This window comes from Nocardia sp. NPDC050630 (assembly GCF_044457245.1).
Taxonomy (GTDB): Bacteria; Actinomycetota; Actinomycetes; order Mycobacteriales; family Mycobacteriaceae; genus Nocardia.
Genome location: NZ_JBITGN010000021.1, coordinates 116823 through 135874, shown reverse-complemented (window position 1 = coordinate 135874; position 19052 = coordinate 116823). Strand labels below are relative to the sequence as shown.

Sequence of the window (19052 nt, the reverse complement as noted above, 5' to 3'; positions counted from 1 at the left end):
GCCCTTGAGTTGGAATTCTCTGACCGCCTCCGCGACGTCCGACGACGCCCCGGCAATTACGGGCTCGACGGCTCCTATCGAGAGTTCGTCGCATTCGTCAACGGCGCCGACGCGGTAACGGACTGGACCCTCCTTGACGGATTCCGAGCATGGTTGGCACAAAAACTCGGTCAAGGATCAAACCTCGTGTGGTGGGAACTCGTACGCCAAATCTGCGCGCACGAGCAACACATCGGTCGCGACGACATCGAAGACGCTCACCTCACCAACCGAGCCCTCGAACTCATCGACGAATTCCTGAAATCCAAGTCAACCCAACCTGTCTGAAGTGCGTGACAGCGGGGCCCATTCGCCTACCCCACAGATCCGCGCTCGGCCTGCTGTTCGGGAGGTGGCGCGGCGTGGTATCGCTTACTAGGTTTCAGAACTCGTGCGAAGCCGTTCGCGCAGTGAGGGTTCGGAGAGTTGGTTGGTCACGGGCGACGGAGTTTGACGGTCAGGAAGAGCGGCACCCTGTGGGTCTTGTCATATCGATGTGAATCAACCAGTCGAGCTTGCTCTGTGGCCCGCGGCTCGACGAGCTCGTCGAGCACGAATCCGGTGCCGAGAAGTTCGCCGAGGAACATTTCCAGCGGCATCCGCCGGTAGCTAATGAAACCATTACCGAGAGGAAGCTCAACACGGTCATCGGCGAAGTACGAACCGCCGAAGTAGTTCCAGTCGGCGGTGGGGTGGGTCGTGGAGACTCGCAGGTAACCGCCCGGCCGCAGCACCCGCCAAATCTCGGCGAGCAGCTGTGCGCGCGCCTCTATGTGGTGATAGACCAGCGCCATCACCGCCAAGTCGAATGACTGGTCCTGCAAGAAAGTAAGCGGCTCCTCCAGGTCGTGCTGGTGCAAGATGGCACCCTCGCCCAAGCGCTCGCGTGCGGCGTGCAACAGGGTTTCGCTCCCGTCGATGCCGATTACTTGTGCGACACCCAGTTTCAACAATTCGGCGGCCAAATGACCTGCCCCACATCCGAGATCCAGAACCCGCAGGCTCTTGACGTCACCAGCCAGCCTCAGCATGGCTGGCCGATCGGTATGAGCGTTGTAGGCGTTGTCCGTTGCCAGAGTGGCGAACTGGTTGCCCATCTCACCGTGGTACGCGGTCTCAGCTCTCATCCGATCATCCTCGCAGCAGCCCTTACCGCGGCCCTGTTGGGTTTGCCGGTGAGCCAGTCGCAGGTGCGGTCGAACATCGCCCACACTTGGGCACCCCAGTGGCCCAACTACCAGTGGCCGCTTCTGCGTTTAGAGGACCTGATCGACATCGATGCCGCCCGGCCCGTGCCGAGTATCGGGGGTTGTTCTTCCGGGTGCACGACGACGAGTTCGGGACCCTGGGCTCGCGCTTTCCGGAAGAGCCGATCCCTTGGCCGCTTCCGCCGCTGGCGCTCGACATTTGGCGGTCAGACCATTCGGTCATAGACCGGCTGGCCACAACGCATCCTCGTAAGCGCCTCGACTCGACGTATCAGTTGGGTTGTGCGGAGCCCGCCTTGGTGGGGTTTGATCCGACTCGTCGTCGCCTTGGGGTGGGGGAGTCTTGTTGGTGGCTGCTTTGTGTCGGTGGGTGAGCTTATGGTGTCGCTATGACCGATGAAGGGGACGGTGGGGTGGACTGCTGGTCTGAGCTGTCAAGGCGGGAGCGGGGTTGGTTGGGGGTGTTGTGGGGGAAGTCTGCTGGTCGTGCGGGTGGCACGATGAATTTGCTGTTGTCGCACATGCTCGATACGGCTGCTGTGGCGGAGCTGATCTGGGACAGGTATCTGGCGGAGTCGATTCGGATACGGGTGGCTGCGCTGGCCGGGAGTTCGGATGCTGGGCGGCGGTTCTTTGTCTGGCTCTGCGGTGTTCACGACTTGGGTAAGGCCACCCCGGCGTTTCAGTGTCTCGATCGAGAGGGAGCCGCTGCTGTCCGTGGAGCTGGGTTGGGGTGGGACGAGTTTGCGGTCAGGGCTCACCGCTGGCGGCACGAGCTTGCTGGCGCGAAGGTGCTGAGGGGCCTTCTGGGCGATGCGGGATGGGCTGCTGAGCAGCGTGACTGGGTGTGGCCGATGGTTGCTGGGCACCATGGCAGGTTTCCCTCCTTGGGGGAGCTTCGGCCCCAATCTCGGAGCGAGTCGAGGCTTCGCGGGACCGGTGACTGGCCGCGTGCGCAGCAGGCTCTGCTCGGGTGTTTCACTCGCGCACTGGGGTTTGCGGATCTCGCGGCAGTTGAATTGAAGGTGGTGCCGTCTCGTGCGTTGCAGTTGCAGTTGAGTGGTTTCATCGTGATGGCCGACTGGATCGCTAGTGACGAGGAGCATTTTCCTGGCCGGGATCAGCTCGTTGCGGTCGGTGTCGAGGAGGCTCGATCACGGGCGGATGCTGCGTGGGAGAAGCTCGGGCTGGTGCGCGGCTGGGGTCGCATTCGTGAGCCGTCATCCGATGAGTTCGAGGCGCGGTTCGGCGCGTCGCCGCGCCCGTCGCAGCGGGTCGCGATCGAATGCGCTGCGCGGATGGCGAGGCCGGGGCTGATGATCGTGGAAGCGCCGATGGGGGAGGGTAAGACGAAGACGGCGTTGCTGTGTGCGGAGGTGCTGGCAGCGCGGTTCGGGTTCGACGGAGTGTTCGTGGGGATGCCGACGCAGGCCACGAGTGACCCGATGTTCACGAACGTGCGGGCGTGGGTGGCAGCGGTGGATAAGGAAGCTGCGGGCGGGGTGGCGTTGCTGCATGGTAAGCGCCGGTTCAACAAGGAGTGGCAGCGGCTCGTCGAGGCTGGCCAGCACGCGTATGCGGGGTTCGGGGGTGTGGGCGAGGACGAGTTCGATCTCGACGACCCTTATGACAGTAGTGATTTCGATCCGTGCACGAGTGAGAGGCCGCAGCGTACTGTGCCAGCGGAATGGTTCCTCGGGGCGAAGCGGGGTTTGCTGGCTCCGTTCGTTGTCGGCACGATCGACCAGCTGTTGCTGGCGGCGACGCGGACCAAGCATGTGATGTTGCGGATGGCGGGGTTGGCGGGCAAGGTCGTCATCCTCGATGAGGTCCACGCGGCCGATGTATACATGTCGGAGTTCCTTGTCGAGGGATTGCGCTGGCTCGGCCAGGCTGGTGTGCCGGTCATCCTTTTGTCGGCGACGTTGCCGCCGCAACAGCGTCGGCAACTGCTCGACGCGTATCTGGCAGGAGCACACGGTAACAACGAATTCGATTGTCCCTCGATCGCCGATGAACCCGGGTATCCCAGGGTGACGACCGCCTGGGCGGATAGTGACACGGCGCCGGTGATCGAGCAGATCGCGGCGCCGCCGTGGCGGACCGAGTCGCTGAGGGTGAAGGTTCGGATTGCCGCCGAAGATGATTCGGTCACCGAGCTGTTGAAGGATCGGCTCACCGGTGGTGGGTGTGTGTTGGTAATCCGCAACACCGTCGCTCGTGCGCAGCAGACCTACGAGGAACTGCACGAGGTGTTCGGTTCCGGTGTACGGCTGCTGCATGCGCAGATGCATATTCGCCAACGTGCCGAAGAAACCGACAGGTGCCTGGAGTTGCTGGGGCCGAAGAAGGGTGGGGCGCAGCGCCCGCTGACGATCGTGGTATCCACGCAGATCGCTGAGCAGTCGTTCGACGTAGACGCTGACCTGCTGATCACCGACCTGGTCTCGATGGATCTGCTACTGCAGCGAATCGGGCGTATGCACCGCCATGACGGCGTGCTCCGGCCGCCGGGTTTACGCGAGCCCGAGGTCGTGATCACCGGATTCACACCCGACGGGGATTGCGTGCCGAGCTTCGTCCAGGCCAGCGAAAAGATATACGGCCGCTACCCGTTGCTGCGTAGCGCCGCAGCGGTCCTGCGGGCCCGCGACGGGCACTGGAAGATCCCCGCACAGGTCCCCGAGCTCGTGGAAGCTGCCTACAACCCCGTATCGCCGGTTCCGCAGTTGTGGGCGGACGCGGTCGCCGAGGCATTTCAGGTGTGGTCCGACGAACAACAACAGCGTGTCGACACAGCTGCGCATTTCGTGCTGACCCGACTCGGCGAGCACGAGAATCCGACGCTGGAAGGCTTGCACCGCGGATCCGGCAGCTACGTCAGTGACGAGGACGTGCGCTTGCGTGACGGGGAGGAAGGTATCGAGGTGGTCCTCGTCCGGGGTGACGATCGCGGCTTCCGATCGGAGAACAAGCACCGGCTGGGGCCGAACGGAGAGGTCACCGACGAGGTCCTCGACGACGTGCTGGGTGGAACGCTGCGGCTACCACCGAAACTGCGCGAGGCCGCTCTGGAATCGCTACGGCCACTGGATGGCTGGCGAGATCATCCGTGGCTTCGCTACGGCAGAGCGCTCGTTCTCGACGGCGACGGCCGGGGCATCGTGGGCGATTGCCGGGTCCGCTATGGCGACTCGCTCGGGCTCGTCGTCGAGTGACCTGGTAGCACACACTAGGCACGCCACCAGGCCATCCCCGCAGGCACGGGGCCAACTCCGGTCCCAAACGACAGCCCGGGCCATACCCGCACGGCGAAACATGCTGGCGGGTCCGCTTCGAAAGTTTTGCATATGCCACAGAGCCTGCTGCGCTAGTCTCGCGCGGTGCTTTTAAACGACAGCCTTTAATCGATGGGATGAGGGTGTGGATGTAGGCGACTTGATACAGGCAGTTCCGTTGCTGCCCTGCAGGTTCGACGACGGTGCGATCCGATCGCTGCCGCTGAGGGAAGCGTTGATGCGCAGCCACCGCATCGTCGGGATCGATGTCGAGGTGCCGACCATGGTGCCGGCGGTGATGCGGCAGCTGCTGCTGCCGATCGTGCTGGACTCGCTGGGTTCACCGGCGTCGCGCAAGGAATGGGGGCAGCGATTCGGTCGCGGAGAATTCAGTCCTGCCGAGAGGGAGCGGCTCGAGCAGTACCTGGCCGATCGCGCCGATAGGTTCGACGTACTGCACCCGGTGCGGCCCTTCGGCCAGGTGGCCGATCTGCGCACGGAGAAGGGGGAGACCAAGGGGGCGGCGTTGCTGGTTGCGACCGCGCCGTCGGGCAACAACGTGCCGCTGTTCGCGACCCGGACCGAAGCCGATCCCTTGCGCCTTCCGCTCGCCGCGGCGGTGCGGTGGATGCTACATGCTCTGTGCTGGGACCCGGCGGCGATCAAGACCGGTGTTGTGGGTGACCCGAAGGCTAAGAATGGCAAGACATCTGGGAATCCTACTGGCGTTCTCGGTCAGCTGGGTGTGGTGATGCCGGTCGGGCGCACGCTCTACGACACACTCCTGTTGAACACGCCGATCGGCGCCCAGAAGCGGCTGGGAACCCCGCACTGGGCACAGGATCGAGATCCGCTTGGGCCGGAGTGGACGATTCGTAAACCGAACGGGCTGTTGGATCTGTGGACCTGGCAGTCACGGCGGATCCGGCTCTTCCCTGAGCGCAGCGAGTCCGGAGTTGTCGTCGAGCGGGTGATCCTGGCTGCGGGTGATCGTCTCAGTGTGGTTGACCCTGTATTGGAGACCCATACCGCGTGGCGAAAGGACAAGCCTGCCAAGGGAACCGCGGCCGCGCCGCTGCGGCCATTGCGGCACGTGGCGGGCAAGGCGGCCTGGCGTGGTTTGGATGCACTGCTGGCGTTGGAGTCCTCGTCGAACGATGCGTTCCAGACCAGTGAGTTGCTCGATCAGCTGGCCGGTCACGAAGACGACGGTGTCATCGAGGACAGCTATCCACTGCGGGTGGAGAGTTTCGGCATCGTCTACGGCAACCAGTCCGCGGTGATCGAGGACCTGATCCACGATGTGATCCCGCTGCCGGTGGCTTCGATGCGGGGTCAGGGTTCGGCCTACGAGATGATCGTCGAGGCGGCTGACCAGGCCGAGCGGCTGGTCAGCGCGATCAACAGGTTGTCCGCGGATCTGCGGCGAGCTGTCGGGGTGGATCCGATTGCGTGGGATAAAGGTATGCGGCCGGGCGAACAACTGCTGGTCGCGCTCGATCCACTCGTGCGGCGTCTGTTGGCCGGGGTGTCAGCTGATTCCAACGACGACGACAAGCTCGAGCGGGGATTGCAGGCGTGGGAACTCATGGCCTACGACGCTGTGCACCGATGTGCCGGACCACTGTTCGCGCTACCGCCGACAGCGTTCATGGGCCGCACCGTGACCTCGACGGGCAAGGAGCGCCACTACAGCCTGGGGCTGGCCGCGAACTCGTTCCACGACGCGGTGAACAAGATCCTGTCCAGGGCCGCGGCACTGCGCACACGCTCAAATGAAGAGGAATGACGGGATGGCGCAACGGTATTGGAACCAGTTCATCGACAAGGAATCCAAGGAGTGGAACGGCGAACTACCGCCGGGGGAGGATCTCGCGGCGTTGCGGGCCGGTCTCGGGCGTGAGGCATTGACGGTGCCGAAGATGTGGCAGTTCTACTCGGTCACCCCCGACACCGACGCCGATCTGGAACGCATCGGGGCCGCCAGCCCCCGCCAGAGCGCCGAGCACGCAGCGCTGACGTTGTTCGGTGTCCATCAACAGTCCCAGCGGAACCTGATGCATCGCCCCGGTGCTGGTTTGGGTACCGCGCTGCGCAAGCTGCGTCGCCACGACAGGTACAGCAGCGAGGCGGTCGACCGCCGAGTCGCGGCCCTTGTCGCTTCGACGTCGGTATCAACGATGGCCTACCGGGCGCGCGGACTGATCACCCAGCTGCGCGATATCGCAGAGCCTCTCGACTACGACCGGCTGATGAACGAGATCGAGCGTTGGTACTGGCCCGACGGGCGCCAACGGGTCCGCAAGGGCTGGGCGCAGGGCTATCAGCGGTGGGAGAAGCCAGCCGAACCCTCGAAAAGCTGATCCGGAAAACACACCTACTGCAATCTATTTCGAAAAGGACTGTCATGACTACGCGTGTTTTCGTCGACCTGCACATTCTGCAGACCGTGCCCCCGGCCAACCTCAACCGCGACGACCAGGGCAACCCGAAGGAAGCCGTCTACGGTGGCGTGCGCCGCTCCCGGGTCTCGTCGCAGGCATGGAAGCGCGCGGCGCGTATGCGATTCGCCGACCGTGTACCCGCTCAGAATCTCGGAACACGAACCCGGCGAGTCGCGGGGGAACTGGCCAAACGTCTGCAGGCACGGACAAGCCTGGATCAGGAGCAGTCCGCGCGGATCGCGACCGCCCTGCTGGCCCCGGTAGGCATCAGCGCGGGCAAGAAGGCCGGCGCGACAGCGTATCTGTTGTTCGTCGGCAACGGTCAGCTCGACGCCGCGATCGATCTCGTCGCCCACCGTGCCGATGAACTCGCCGGCTATGACGACGACGCGCTCGAGGAGGCGATGAAGGGGCTGCCCGTGGCCGAGCAGTTCCGCGAGAACCATCCCCTCGACGTCGCGCTGTTCGGGCGCATGGTCGCCGACATCCCCGCCCTCAACGTCGACGCGGCGGTCCAGGTCGCGCATGCGCTGTCCACCCACGCCGCGGAAGCCGAGTTCGACTACTTCACCGCCGTCGACGACACGAACGAAGACGACACTGGCGCGGGCATGATCGGCTCGATCGGATTCAATTCCGCCACCCTCTACCGGTACGCGACTATCGGGCTCGATCAGCTGCGGCACAATCTGGGCGAAACCGACGCGGTTCTGGAAGCGGTGGATGTGTTCATCGACAGCTTCGCCCGCTCGATGCCCACCGGCTACGGCAACGCCTTCGCCCACCGCACCCTGCCGTCATTGGTCGCGGCGGTGGTCCGTGAGGACCAGCCGGTCAACCTTGTCTCGGCCTTCGAGAAACCGATCTCCGCGCCGAAAGGCGGTATCGCCGAACGCTCCGCGCTCGCGCTGGCTGCAGAACACCGGCGCAGCGTGGCACTGTGGGGTGACAAACCCGCCCACACCGCCATCGCCCACGCCTTCGACACCGACACCGACAGCGAGCTCGCCGAGTCGTTCGGCACCTCGGTCACCGTCGCCGAACTCCGCCACGGACTTCGTGAGCATCTGCACGGGTATCTGACCCGATGACCGCCGCCACACCCATCACCTCGGTGCTGTTGCTGCGCCTGGCAGGACCCCTGCAGTCCTGGGGCGAAAACAGCAGATTCAACCGCCGCGAAACCCGTCCGGAGCCGACGAAATCCGGCGTCGTCGGCCTATTGGCCGCCGCACTAGGTCTCGAACGCGGCGCCGACCTGAACGCCCTGACCCGCCTCACGATGGGAGTTCGCACCGATCACCCGGGCACTCTGCTGCGTGACTTCCACACCGTCGCCGACTACCGAGGGGTCCCACTGAAACAGACCGGGGTCAACGCCAAAGGAACACAAAAACCCACCGGCCCCGCGAAATACACCCATATCACCTACCGCTACTACCTCCAGGACGCAGTGTTCCTGGTCGGCATGGCAGGCGAGCCGGACCTCGTCGCCGAGCTCGCGGCCGCCGTCGCCCGTCCGGCCTCCCCTCTGGCACTGGGGCGGCGCAGCTGCCCACCCACGCAACCGATCCTGGTCGGCAACGAATCAGCAGCACTGCTCGACGTACTCTCATCGCACCCGTGGCAGGCAACCGGCAACGGCCGCGCACACTACTTGCGAGGTGCAAAACCGGCGTTCGTCGATCTGCCGGTCACCGTCGACGACGACACCGGCAGCGACACCCGCAACGACGTGCCCGTCTCCTTCGGGCTGCGCGACAGGCAGTTCCGTGAACGCCGCATCCGCCACACCACCGTGCGGATCCCCACCGGCATCACCGACCCCGACCCCGCCCCCGACCGCAACACAACCGTCATCGGCCACGACCCCTTCTCCCTTCTGGACTGGTGAAACCGACATGACCTACCTCTCGCGCATCCGAATTAACCCACTGCGCGCGGAAAGCCGGAAGCTTCTGGCCAACCCGCGTGCCATGCGCAGCGTCGTCCTGCACGGTGTCCCCGGCGAAGCAGTCGAGCAACGGATTCTGTGGCGACTGGATTCGGACAACCCGCACCGGCCGTGGCTATATGCGCTCACGCGCACCAAACCCGACTGGACCCACCTGATCGAGGCAGCCGGATGGCCTGAAGCCGACGGCGAGCACGCCCATATCGCCGACTACCGCCCTCTGCTGGACAAACTCCGCACCGGGGACACCTACGCATTCAGAGTCAGCACCAGCCCTGTCCAGAACACCAGGACACCCGTGAAACTCACACCGGCCCAAGCCACCCGAAGGAAAGCCGACATCGCCCCGTCATCGACGACCGAATCCCACGGGCGTGGTCCACGATCGCTGCGCCTCGGGCACCGAACTGCCGCCGCGCAGTTGAACTGGTTCCTCAACCGGACTCAGAAATGGGGCTTCCAAATTCCCGCCACCGAGCTCGAACCTCAGGTGCCCGGGATCGAGCTCGGCGAGCCAGCAGCACCCGAGATCCGTATCAGCTCACGACACCGACTGAGCTTCGGGCGAAATACCGACGGCAATAAACACCCGGTCACGATCCACACCGCCACCTTCGAAGGCCACCTCGAGATCACCGATGCCGAACGGTTCACCACCACCCTGCTCGCCGGTATCGGTCCCTCCAAGGCCTACGGCTGCGGTCTCCTGACCCTGGCGCCACTTCCCGCAGCCTGACATGGCCGACATCTGGTGGAAAGCACACCCCCACGACCTGCATCGCCTCCAAGACCGCATCTCCACGGTATATGTGGAACGGTCTCACATCGACCGCGACGAGAACGCGGTTGTCGTGATCAACAAGAAGGAAACCGTCCGGGTCCCAGCATCTTTGGTCGCGGCCATGCTGCTAGGACCCGGGACACGCATCACCCATGCCGCGACAGCACTACTGGCCGATTCCGGCACCGCGATCTGCTGGATCGGTCAACAGGGTGTGCGCATGTACGCGGCAGGAATCGGACCCTCCCGAGGAGCCGGCCTGCTGATGCAGCAGGCACACCTGGTGACCCGCCCCAAAGAACGACTCAAAGTTGCCCGCAGCATGTACGGGATACGGTTTCCCGGCGAGGATGTCAGCGAGCTGACCATGCAACAACTACGCGGCCGAGAAGGCAGCCGAGTCCGCCGAATCTATCGCGAACACGCAGCCAGAACAGGAATCGCCTGGCACGGACGCAAATACGTCGCCGGTGACGCGCACGCCGCCGGTGACGACCTCAACCGTGTCCTCTCCGCTGCCAACGCCGCCCTCTACGGCATCTGCCACGCGGTGATCACCGGTCTGGGCGCAAGCCCCGGGCTAGGATTCGTCCATACAGGATCGGCGACGTCGTTTGTCCTCGACATCGCAGACCTCTACAAAGCCGACTACAGCATCCCGCTTGCGTTCGACCTCGTCGCCGACGGACTCACCGAGGAACGCGACGCCCGACTGGGCTTGCGTGATCTCATAGCCGAACGACGACTGCTGCCGCGGATCGTCGACGATATCCGCGGCCTGCTCAACATCGACCCGGCCGAAACCGAAACCAGCGGACCTCAACTGTGGGACGACAAGCTCGGCACTGTCCAGGGCGGAACCAGCTGGGCCGACCACGAATCCGACCTCATCCAACCCGGGTTTGGCGACCAACAGATCACCGTCATCGGCCCCGAATTCGACACCACGACCGGATGGTGAGCCTAATGACGGTCATCGTGCTGATCGCTGTCGCGCCCGGCTTACGCGGACACCTCACACGGTGGATGGTCGAAGTGAACGCCGGAGTGTTCGTCGGCAAACCAAGCCACCGAATACGGGAACGACTCTGGCAACTACTCGCAGACAGGGTCGGTGACGGCCAAGCCGTCATGATCGAACCCGCCAAGAACGAACAAGGCTGGGCGGTACGCACCGCTGGCCGAAACCGCTGGCGCCCAGTCGACTTCGACGGACTGCTCCTATCCGCTCGACCGAGAAGCACGGACCGGCCGCCGAACTGAACGAAAACGGCGCCACACGCCCCCAAGTCTGCAGGTCAGGAAGTGTCGGCCCCGCGCCTGCGGGGATGGTCCTGTTCGATCATCCGCCCGAGCCACATAACATCAGTCGGCCCCGCGCCTGCGGGGATGGTCCGGGGGTCACGGTGTTCACTGGCCTACCTCCTCGGTCGGCCCCGCGCCTGCGGGGATGGTCCGCTTTCGGCCCACGAGCGGTGCTTGCTGTGCGGGTCGGCCCCGCGCCTGCGGGGATGGTCCGGCGCTCAGCGTGCGGCGCCCGTGGGCCAACCTGTCGGCCCCGCGCCTGCGGGGATGGTCCGATCCGCGGCGGACTGGCCAAAATGCAGGCCGCGTCGGCCCCGCGCCTGCGGGGATGGTCCGTCCGCGAGGATGCCGAACGGGGTGCGGTTGCCGTCGGCCCCGCGCCTGCGGGGATGGTCCTTCACCATGAACCACAGCCGCGCAGTGTGCCCGGTCGGCCCCGCGCCTGCGGGGATGGTCCGCGCAAGCGCCAGTACGGTGAAGGTGCGATCTAGTCGGCCCCGCGCCTGCGGGGATGGTCCAGGTGGTCAGTTGGCGCTGACCGGGAGGGAGAAGTCGGCCCCGCGCCTGCGGGGATGGTCCCTACTTCGGGCACGACGACCCGGACGGCACCCGGTCGGCCCCGCGCCTGCGGGGATGGTCCGGCCATTGAGGTCACCCATGGCCGCAACGGCTGGGTCGGCCCCGCGCCTGCGGGGATGGTCCCAGCAGTCGCGGCAGCGGGCAGAGAACGAGCAAGTCGGCCCCGCGCCTGCGGGGATGGTCCTTCGGATGCGTCGGGATCCAGCAGCAGTCATTCGTCGGCCCCGCGCCTGCGGGGATGGTCCTTGGCGGTGGCCGAACTTCCCCGACACTGCGCTGTCGGCCCCGCGCCTGCGGGGATGGTCCCTCCGGCCAGTTCACGATCTTGGCGGCCTCATCGTCGGCCCCGCGCCTGCGGGGATGGTCCGGGCGTCATCATCAGGGCCATGGAGCGGCTGCTGTCGGCCCCGTGCCTGCGGGGATGGTCTTGGGTATACGCCGACGGGTTTGCCGCGGTCGTAGTCGGCCCCGCGCCTGCGGGGATGGTCCGTCCACTACCTCATCGGGAGCACGCCAAGACCAGTCGGCCCCGCGCCTGCGGGCTGTCCGGGGCGTGCCGCGGGTGCGGGATGGTCCTGCTGCCGGGGCCACTCCGGACCGCGCCAGCATTCATCAGTGTCTGCCACACATGCTGGCAGCAGATCAATATCGATGCGCGATCAGCGTCGCCGCCGCGTTCCGCTACACAGGTTGGCGCACTGCCCACCGGTGAGACTCATCATCACAATCATTTTGATGACGAGTCTCATAGCCACGATGCCCTCTGGTAGGCCATTGGGAACTGAACTCACATACCTCACACCGCCAAAACGCGGCTACCAGCACCACAGGGTTGACGACCCCAGATAAACCGGGTGTAGTCGTCATAGTCACCATCTCGTACGTGCTGTGCGGCAAGGGCGCGCTTGCGCGCACCATAGCGGCAGGCCTCGTCGGGATGCGCCCGCAGCCAATCCCGAACGAGGACAACGAATGCGGCGAACGGAGAATCTTTTCGGCGAATGTGCAGGATCGCCGCCTGCTCAGGCGAGTGGAACAGCCGCTTCTCGTACAGCTCGGTCCGAGCCGCGTCCTCGGGGCGAGAGATATCGCGAAACACCCCTGGAGAATCCGCCCGTGCACCGGCCGCGGGCACGAAACCGGCCTGCTTGAGCACGCCGGCGAGCTCGGCCAATGGCGGCAGTGTGGGGGTACGCACCTGCAAGTCCACGATAGGTTTGGCGGCTAAGCCGGGCACCGCGGTCGAACCGATGTGCTCGTAAACGAATCCATCGGAGTTGTCCAGCTCCGAAAGAGCTAAGCGCACGTCGTGCAATAGCCGCTCCGCACGAACCGGCCAAGATGCGTCGTAGGCCACGATCATCACGCGGCAAAACTACCCGCCCTGGCCACAGCAGACGTCGTCATCGGCATGACCATGACGATCCATGATGAACCTGGGTAAGTAGGGTGCGGGCGGCGGCTGGCGTCGGCACGAAACCTTGGCGGCGGTAGAAGGCGACAGCGGGGGCGTTGGTGTCGAGCATGTCGAGACTGAGCCAATCGACGTGGGCCTCAACCCAGCCACCGCCGCCAGCAGCGAGATCGGCAACCCACATACCCCTGGCTGTCGCGGACGGGAAGCAAGCTCCGGAATGTTCACTGCCACACCGTGTCCGGTCGACTCGACTCTGACCATGACTCGCCTGCCGATCAAATGCAGCGTCCGGGCACGGAAGCACAGGCGATGAACACCCTGATCACCGGAGCTGTCCGACCTGCCGCAGCACAGACACATCGCCTAAAGGTGAGGTGGCCGCCTGCACCGTGTACGTGCAGTCGATGGGGGTTTCCCAATCCAGATGTGTCGCAGCCAATGCCGCATCCATCGCGCGATCGCGGTCGTCAGCGGGAATAGCGCTCAGGTACGGATAACTGCCGTACAGCAGTGGCGCGGCATGACTGCCCAGAGTCTGTTCGCTATCCCAGGTGGCGATGGAGTCGAGACGGGTAACGATTCCGGCGCTGGCGAGCCACTCGGTGATGCGGGAGTCGTTGCCGGAGCTGACGATCCGGCCGCGGCGGTGGCCGAGACGGCGCAGCTGGGCGTGGAATTCTGCGGTGAACGCGGTCACATGGTCGGGCAGCCGGGTGGAGGAAAGGATGCGTACCAATGAACCACCGGGGCGCAGTAACCTGGCGGCTTCTGCGACGGCGAACAACGGTTCGTCGACAAAGCACAGCGCGGCGTGTTCGAACACCACGTCAGCGCACGCATCCGCCAAGTCCACGCTCATGCAGTCTTCGCCGCGAATCTGCACATGGTCGTGGTGGCGCATGTGCTGGCGCAGCTCGGTTCGCATGCCGAGCGCGGGCTCGATCGCTATGAGACTCCGGGTGTGCAGTGCGGCGATGCGGGTGATCGCGCCGGTGCCAGCGCCGAATTCGATAGCGTCACGGTCGGACAACCAGGTGTTGGCGATGGTGGTGATCGCGTCGACGAATTCCGGTGTGGCGAAGGGACGTTCGTGGTCGTAGCGGGCGGCCAGCGAGCCGGTGTAGAGCCAGCTGCCGTCGTCGTCGGAGAGGATCCGCCGCGCCTCGGCCGCGATCTCGTCGAGCCGGTGGTGGCGGCAGCCGCGGCCTGGGAAGGGCCGATCCTGGGTGAAGGCGGCCAGCCGTGCGACACACCATGCGGCGCCGATGCGTCCGAGTTCCCGGATGTCTGGTTCTGGAGTGGTCAGGGGTGCGAAGCGGTCAGGAATCTGCCGGTCAGCGGGCGCGGTGGTGTGCCGGATCGGCTGCCGCATCCACAGCGCCTCCATCACGGCTGTCAGGACTGCGGCAACGTTTCGCGGCGACTCGTGCCGGATCGTCGCGGTGGTGCCGGCGACCAGGTCGCACAGCAAACACCAGGTATCGGTGTCCACGTCGTTGAGCACGCTGCTCATGGTGTCAGTGGTCCACCAGGGGATGTAGTCGAAGTCTTCGTCGACGCGGGGCGTGCCCGCGTCCGCATCGGTGGGCCGGTCAGCGAAATGTATGCTCATGCCCGCACGCTCCGGCCGTAGGTCTCGACCTCCGCGATCGCGAACTTCAGACGAGCCACCATCTTGACGAGCTGTTTTTCTGGCACATTCAGCGCGGGCGTGAGCATGAGCGCGGGGCCTTTGCAGCCGATGATCAGGCCACCGGAGCTCACTCCCCCCTGGCGGGCCCGTGCGGCGATGGCCTGCGCCCGCTCGACGGAGTCGCATTCGGCGACCCCGACCACTCCGTAGGTACGCAGATCGACCACTCCCGCCGCGCGCAGGTAGCGCCACTCGGTGGACAGCCATTCGGCTGTGGCCGCCGCTTGAATGAGGCCATCGGTGCGGAGCAGGTCGATGGTGGCCAGCGCCGCCACGCAGCCCAAGCCGTGGCCGGAGGTGGTGTGCCCGTATCGCAGGGGCTCGTCGCCGAAGTGCTCGCGGATTCCCCGTCTCAGGCAGGTGGCTCCCATCGGGACCACGCCGTTGGTCATGCCCTTGCTGATGGCCAGGATGTCCGGCGGCTCGGGCATCTTATCGATCGCGAACGCTGTACCGCTTCGCCCGAATCCGGTGAACACCTCATCCACGATCATCAGGCAATCGAATACCCGCGTGACCGCCAGCAGTTCGGTCAAGAACCCCTCAGGCAGCACGACGCCGCCACCGACGTTGAGGAACGGCTCGACGATCACCGCCGCTACCCGATGCGGCCCGGCATTAGTGATCGCCGCGTCGAACGCGGCTGCCAATGCGAGCGCGGCATCGGGCTGGTCTGGATGGTGATGCGCGGCCAATTCCACATGTCGCACATGGGGTTTGGCCGCCCAGTCGGTGTGCAGGATAGGCAGCCCGGACAATCCGGCGGTGAGCGCGGTGCAACCGTGGTAGCCGCGTGCGAAGGCGATTATGGTGTCGCGCTGTGGTTGGCCGCGGTGGCGCCAGTAGTCCATGGCGATCCGGATCGAGGCCTCCACTGCTTCGGATCCGGAGTTGACGAACACGAAGTCGTCCATACCTGTGAACTCGGCAAGCGCGTCGATGAGCGCCTCGGCGGGCTGCTGCGTGGCCAAGGTCTCATCGATGTGTGCCAGCTGCCCCAGATGCGCGGTGACCACTTCGGTCACGCGCGGGTGCACGTGACCGAACGGTGTGTTGGCGGCACCGGCGACGCCGTCGAGGTGGCAGCGGCCGTCAGTGTCCCAGACTTCACAGCCGGAGCCACGGACGAGTTCATGCCGGTGAAGGTCCCGACTTGGGTGGGCAGTGCTGGTGGTGGTCCAGCCGTTCCAGCGTGCAGGCATTGTTGGAATCCCTTGTCTGTCTCGTTAGTTCAGTCGATCGTGCAGTTGCGCGACCAGCGGCGCGGCGGTGTGTTCGTAGGCCCATTCCTCCGGATTGATCGGGCGCGGCGGCCGGTCGGAGACGAGCACGGCGAGATAATCTGCGATCGCGTTGGAGTCGGCGGGATCGACCGCGACTGCCAATCCTTCTGCGCCCAGTTCGGTGGCGGTGGCCCCGAACGGATCCACTAGCAGCGTCAGCCTGTGCAGGCGCGAATCGCGCACACGTAGCCGTACACAGGTCTGGTTCTCGATCCCAGGGCGTGCTAGGCAGATCAGGCCTGCCGCGCTCTGCATGTAGCGGTCGCGATCATCGTGGCGCACCGGATCGGTATGCAGCACAACATGTTCGGTGATGCTGAGTTCTCGTGCGACTCGTGCGACTTCGTCGCGCACGACAGCGGTGTCGGGATGGGGCGCTGCATGCAGGAACCGCAATCCGACGTCGACACCAGTTGCGCGTGCCGTCGCGACCCCACGCACGGCGGCGACAGGGTCGGTGTATGTCCACAGCCCGCCCGTCCACAGCACCTCACGTCGTCGGCGACTCGCATCCACCGGCGTGCGTGACGCGGCGCGGACAGCGATGGTGCTGTAGCCGATCGGGATAGTGGTGATTCGGTGGTCCAGCCGCCGTGATCGATCCAAATCCTGCGCTGTCAACACACCGTAGGCGCACAAATTCGCGATCAGTGTCGTCCGCTCGACATGCGAGCGGGCGATGAACAGGTCAGTGTTGGTCAGCTGGAAACGGTAGGTATCGACCAGTTGCCGATAGGTGTTGGCGTCGAAGACACCGTTGCGGCGAAATCGCGGATACTCGAGTTGCTCGATCGGCGGCGCGTTCTCCGACACGATGACCTTGCCCGCAGTGCGGGCTTGCTCGATGTGGGCGGGATCGGGCATATCGAAGAAGAAGACGGCGTCGGAGTCGGTGAGCAGGCCCAGCCAGTCATCGGCGTCGGTGACCAGTTCAGCGTCGCCGACATCGACCGGTTCTTCATCGCCGGTGGCGTGGCTATAGATGTAGATGGGGAAATGCTCGGCCAGCGCGGCGGCGAGTTCGGCTGCTCGCAAACCGATTCCGCTGACAGTGGTCTGGCCGAGCGAGTAGTCCCCGGCATCGAGCAGCAGGGTCATCGCAGCGCCCCCGCCCTCATAGCAACCGCCAGCGCGACATCGGCTGGATCGTTGAGGTTCACGAAGTCCGGGCCCCACACCACCGGTGCGTTGATCAGGCACTCGGTGACGCCGTCGGTCAAGCCTTTGGCAACGGTGGTGAGCGCCGGCTTGGTCATGGCCAGAGCAGACCAGCATGCATTGAATCTGGTTGGATCCGAAGGTTTTTCGACCGCCGCTCTCACAATGTCGTCGGTGACGGTCAGGGCTCCCTCGCCACGCAACCGGTCGAGGTCGCTAGTGGCGGCCGCGACCACGGTGATCGGGTCGTCGCCGGTCTGGACGCGGCCGACGGCGCAGCTGAGCGACTGCACTGGATCGGACAGAAATATTTGATCGCCCAGGCACAGCAGCACTGCGTCGTCGCACCACGGTGCGGCAGCCAGCAGCCCCGTACCCAATCCGCGTTCCACGGTCGAGGGCGGCAGCGTGACGAACGCGGTGTCGTGGAGCGAGCGTTCGAGGTGGCGCATGAGCGCGAGCTTGTCGGCGGAGACCACGACAACGACTTTCAGCTTCGGCGAGGCGATTGCGTTGAGGGCGTCGATCAGCGGGTCGATCACCGCCACCCCCGGGCGGATGGTGTGCAATTCCTTCGGATACGCCGCTCCGAAGCGGGACCCGGTCCCTGCGGCGAGCACGACAACGGTCGTCACAGTCGCGTCCTTTCCAGTTCGTGGGTGCGAGACCACCACGGCCGCTGGCCGATTCGACGCCGCAATTCGCTGGCGCATGCAGTGCCGTGGCTGGTTTGACCGTCACGGGCCAACGCGATCACAGCAGCCAGGTCCCGCATGTCGGTGATGGTGGCGCCGAGCACGGTGGGTTCCGCGACGCCGAGCCGCCACATGCGCCCTGGGCAGCCCGGAAGATCGGATTGGACGTTCACCCGGATTCCCAAACGCGCCAGCCGATCCGACACCCCATCCGGATCCTCCAGTCGCACCCACACCTGGTGGGTGTCGGTGTAGCCGTCCTGCGCGCCAGCCACGTCGAACCCGTGATCGGCCAGTGCCGCACTCAGCGCTCGCGCGTTGTCGATCACTGCAGCCGCGTAGTGAGGTCCGTAGCTTTCGAATTCCAGTGCTGCGACGGAGGCCGCCAGCGCGGCACCGAAATGATGGGAGCTGACCAGCGTGAACTGTGCCTGCTTGAGCAGCGCATCGGTTTCGGCATCGCGAGTGACCAGCAGCCCGTGGTGCGGGCCGGGGAACGTCTTGTGCAGTGAACTGCTCACCGATCCCGCACCACAGTCCAGCGGATTGCGGTGCACGCCGCCGAGCACCAAACCCAGGGTATGGCTGCAATCGACGTGCAGCCGAGTCCTCGGATATCGGCCCATCAGCTCCGCCACCGCCCCCACATCCAGCACATGCCGGGAGTTCTGAAGGTCGCCGTAGACCAACGAAACACCGGTGTCGAGAGCGTGCTCGAGCTGGGCCAGGTCCATGCGCCCCTCGACACAGTCGATCGGTGTCCACTGGTAGCCGAATCGGGCGATCAGCGCACCGGTGGCGTAGTGGCCGCCGCAGGCCGGGGAGATCGACACCACCATCGACCCCGGTGCGCCGCCGAGCCCGGCCAGCGCGATCATCATCGCGCTGAGGCCCGAAATCGGGCGCAAGTTCACATACTCGGCGTGGGCAAGTCGTGAGAATGCTTGGCGACCTTCGTATTCCAGTTCGGCGACCAGCTCGCCGCCACGGAATTCCCACTGCCCTGGGGTACGCGTGTCGTTGAAGTGATAGCGGTTGCTGTAGTCGGTAGCCAGCATGGCGTGCGCGGTCGGGCTCATGCGAATCTCACTGGGCACCAGATTGATTGCCGTCCGGTTCAGCATCTCGATGGCGCGGACCCGAGCGCTGATCTCGGCTAAACAGTTCGCATCGCCGCCCGGCGCGGCGGGTTCGACAGGGCTGGTAATGCGCATCATG

General features: G+C 65.2%; 16 protein-coding genes and 1 CRISPR repeat array. Of the genes, 9 read left to right on the top strand and 7 right to left on the bottom strand.

Annotated features, from left to right (window positions below; genetic code table 11):
• Positions 1 to 9 precede the first annotated feature (9 nt).
• Positions 10 to 327, top strand: a complete 318-nt coding sequence (locus ACIBG0_RS35130; protein WP_397038653.1) for a hypothetical protein — start codon at positions 10 to 12, stop codon at positions 325 to 327.
• A 146-nt stretch (positions 328 to 473) separates the two neighbouring features.
• Here ACIBG0_RS35130 and ACIBG0_RS35125 read toward each other — a convergent pair whose 3' ends face one another.
• Complete coding sequence (locus ACIBG0_RS35125; protein ID WP_397038652.1) at positions 474 to 1166, bottom strand: class I SAM-dependent methyltransferase; 693 nt, start codon at positions 1164 to 1166, stop codon at positions 474 to 476.
• A 470-nt stretch (positions 1167 to 1636) separates the two neighbouring features.
• Between ACIBG0_RS35125 and cas3 the strand changes: the two genes are divergently transcribed.
• The 8 genes from cas3 (at position 1637) to cas2e (ending at position 10967) form a co-directional block, all read left to right on the top strand.
• On the top strand, positions 1637 to 4465 hold the full coding sequence (gene cas3, locus ACIBG0_RS35120) for a CRISPR-associated helicase Cas3' (protein ID WP_397038651.1): 2829 nt from the start codon (positions 1637 to 1639) through the stop codon (positions 4463 to 4465).
• Between the two features lie 205 nt (positions 4466 to 4670).
• Positions 4671 to 6314: a type I-E CRISPR-associated protein Cse1/CasA gene (gene casA, locus ACIBG0_RS35115; protein ID WP_397038648.1), complete on the top strand. Its 1644-nt coding sequence runs from the start codon at positions 4671 to 4673 to the stop codon at positions 6312 to 6314.
• Between the two features lie 4 nt (positions 6315 to 6318).
• Positions 6319 to 6888, top strand: a complete 570-nt coding sequence (gene casB / locus ACIBG0_RS35110) for a type I-E CRISPR-associated protein Cse2/CasB (RefSeq protein WP_397038646.1) — start codon at positions 6319 to 6321, stop codon at positions 6886 to 6888.
• A 44-nt stretch (positions 6889 to 6932) separates the two neighbouring features.
• Positions 6933 to 8060, top strand: coding sequence for a type I-E CRISPR-associated protein Cas7/Cse4/CasC (gene cas7e / locus ACIBG0_RS35105; protein WP_397038644.1), 1128 nt, complete (start codon positions 6933 to 6935; stop codon positions 8058 to 8060).
• A complete protein-coding gene (gene cas5e / locus ACIBG0_RS35100) occupies positions 8057 to 8863 on the top strand; it encodes a type I-E CRISPR-associated protein Cas5/CasD (protein WP_397038642.1) in 807 nt (268 codons plus the stop codon). Before cas7e ends, cas5e begins: the two co-directional genes overlap by 4 nt.
• Before the next feature lie 7 nt (positions 8864 to 8870).
• Positions 8871 to 9659: a type I-E CRISPR-associated protein Cas6/Cse3/CasE gene (cas6e, locus tag ACIBG0_RS35095; RefSeq protein ID WP_397038641.1), complete on the top strand. Its 789-nt coding sequence runs from the start codon at positions 8871 to 8873 to the stop codon at positions 9657 to 9659.
• A gap of 1 nt (position 9660) precedes the next feature.
• Positions 9661 to 10665, top strand: a complete 1005-nt coding sequence (gene cas1e / locus ACIBG0_RS35090; RefSeq protein WP_397038639.1) for a type I-E CRISPR-associated endonuclease Cas1e — start codon at positions 9661 to 9663, stop codon at positions 10663 to 10665.
• Positions 10659 to 10967 (top strand): type I-E CRISPR-associated endoribonuclease Cas2e, encoded by a 309-nt coding sequence (gene cas2e, locus ACIBG0_RS35085; RefSeq protein ID WP_397038637.1) that lies wholly within the window; start codon positions 10659 to 10661, stop codon positions 10965 to 10967. The genes cas1e and cas2e overlap by 7 nt, the downstream gene beginning before the upstream one ends.
• 44 nt (positions 10968 to 11011) lie before the next feature.
• Positions 11012 to 12138: a CRISPR direct-repeat array (repeat unit 28 nt; unit sequence GTCGGCCCCGCGCCTGCGGGGATGGTCC).
• Positions 12139 to 12384: 246 nt separating this feature from the next.
• Here cas2e and ACIBG0_RS35080 read toward each other — a convergent pair.
• The 6 genes from ACIBG0_RS35080 to ACIBG0_RS35055 form a co-directional block, all read right to left on the bottom strand.
• Complete coding sequence (locus ACIBG0_RS35080; RefSeq protein ID WP_397038677.1) at positions 12385 to 12951, bottom strand: GrpB family protein; 567 nt, start codon at positions 12949 to 12951, stop codon at positions 12385 to 12387.
• A 376-nt stretch (positions 12952 to 13327) separates the two neighbouring features.
• Positions 13328 to 14617 carry a class I SAM-dependent methyltransferase gene (locus tag ACIBG0_RS35075; protein ID WP_397038635.1) on the bottom strand — a complete coding sequence of 430 codons (1290 nt, stop codon included), beginning with the start codon at positions 14615 to 14617 and terminating at the stop codon, positions 13328 to 13330.
• The gene (locus ACIBG0_RS35070) at positions 14614 to 15900 is read right to left on the bottom strand and encodes an aminotransferase class III-fold pyridoxal phosphate-dependent enzyme (RefSeq protein ID WP_397038633.1); all 1287 of its coding nucleotides are present in this window, start codon (positions 15898 to 15900) and stop codon (positions 14614 to 14616) included. The genes ACIBG0_RS35075 and ACIBG0_RS35070 overlap by 4 nt, the downstream gene beginning before the upstream one ends.
• 24 nt (positions 15901 to 15924) lie before the next feature.
• Positions 15925 to 17079 (bottom strand): hypothetical protein, encoded by a 1155-nt coding sequence (locus tag ACIBG0_RS35065; protein WP_397038631.1) that lies wholly within the window; start codon positions 17077 to 17079, stop codon positions 15925 to 15927.
• Positions 17076 to 17774 (bottom strand): NTP transferase domain-containing protein, encoded by a 699-nt coding sequence (locus ACIBG0_RS35060; RefSeq protein ID WP_397038629.1) that lies wholly within the window; start codon positions 17772 to 17774, stop codon positions 17076 to 17078. The genes ACIBG0_RS35065 and ACIBG0_RS35060 overlap by 4 nt, the downstream gene beginning before the upstream one ends.
• Positions 17771 to 19051 (bottom strand): hypothetical protein, encoded by a 1281-nt coding sequence (locus tag ACIBG0_RS35055; RefSeq protein ID WP_397038627.1) that lies wholly within the window; start codon positions 19049 to 19051, stop codon positions 17771 to 17773. Before ACIBG0_RS35055 ends, ACIBG0_RS35060 begins: the two co-directional genes overlap by 4 nt.
• Position 19052: the final 1 nt, after the last annotated feature.

What these genes read in the sequence shown, in the direction of transcription:
- ACIBG0_RS35125 (WP_397038652.1), bottom strand. Translation starts at nt 1,166, where the DNA reads ATGAGAGCTGAGACCGCGTACCACGGTGAGATGGGCAACCAGTTCGCC.
- cas3 (WP_397038651.1), top strand. Translation starts at nt 1,637, where the DNA reads ATGACCGATGAAGGGGACGGTGGGGTGGACTGCTGGTCTGAGCTGTCA.
- casB (WP_397038646.1), top strand. Translation starts at nt 6,319, where the DNA reads ATGGCGCAACGGTATTGGAACCAGTTCATCGACAAGGAATCCAAGGAG.
- cas7e (WP_397038644.1), top strand. Translation starts at nt 6,933, where the DNA reads ATGACTACGCGTGTTTTCGTCGACCTGCACATTCTGCAGACCGTGCCC.
- cas5e (WP_397038642.1), top strand. Translation starts at nt 8,057, where the DNA reads ATGACCGCCGCCACACCCATCACCTCGGTGCTGTTGCTGCGCCTGGCA.
- cas6e (WP_397038641.1), top strand. Translation starts at nt 8,871, where the DNA reads ATGACCTACCTCTCGCGCATCCGAATTAACCCACTGCGCGCGGAAAGC.
- cas1e (WP_397038639.1), top strand. Translation starts at nt 9,661, where the DNA reads ATGGCCGACATCTGGTGGAAAGCACACCCCCACGACCTGCATCGCCTC.
- cas2e (WP_397038637.1), top strand. Translation starts at nt 10,659, where the DNA reads ATGGTGAGCCTAATGACGGTCATCGTGCTGATCGCTGTCGCGCCCGGC.
- ACIBG0_RS35080 (WP_397038677.1), bottom strand. Translation starts at nt 12,951, where the DNA reads ATGATCGTGGCCTACGACGCATCTTGGCCGGTTCGTGCGGAGCGGCTA.
- ACIBG0_RS35075 (WP_397038635.1), bottom strand. Translation starts at nt 14,617, where the DNA reads ATGAGCATACATTTCGCTGACCGGCCCACCGATGCGGACGCGGGCACG.
- ACIBG0_RS35070 (WP_397038633.1), bottom strand. Translation starts at nt 15,900, where the DNA reads ATGCCTGCACGCTGGAACGGCTGGACCACCACCAGCACTGCCCACCCA.
- ACIBG0_RS35065 (WP_397038631.1), bottom strand. Translation starts at nt 17,079, where the DNA reads ATGACCCTGCTGCTCGATGCCGGGGACTACTCGCTCGGCCAGACCACT.
- ACIBG0_RS35055 (WP_397038627.1), bottom strand. Translation starts at nt 19,051, where the DNA reads ATGATGCGCATTACCAGCCCTGTCGAACCCGCCGCGCCGGGCGGCGAT.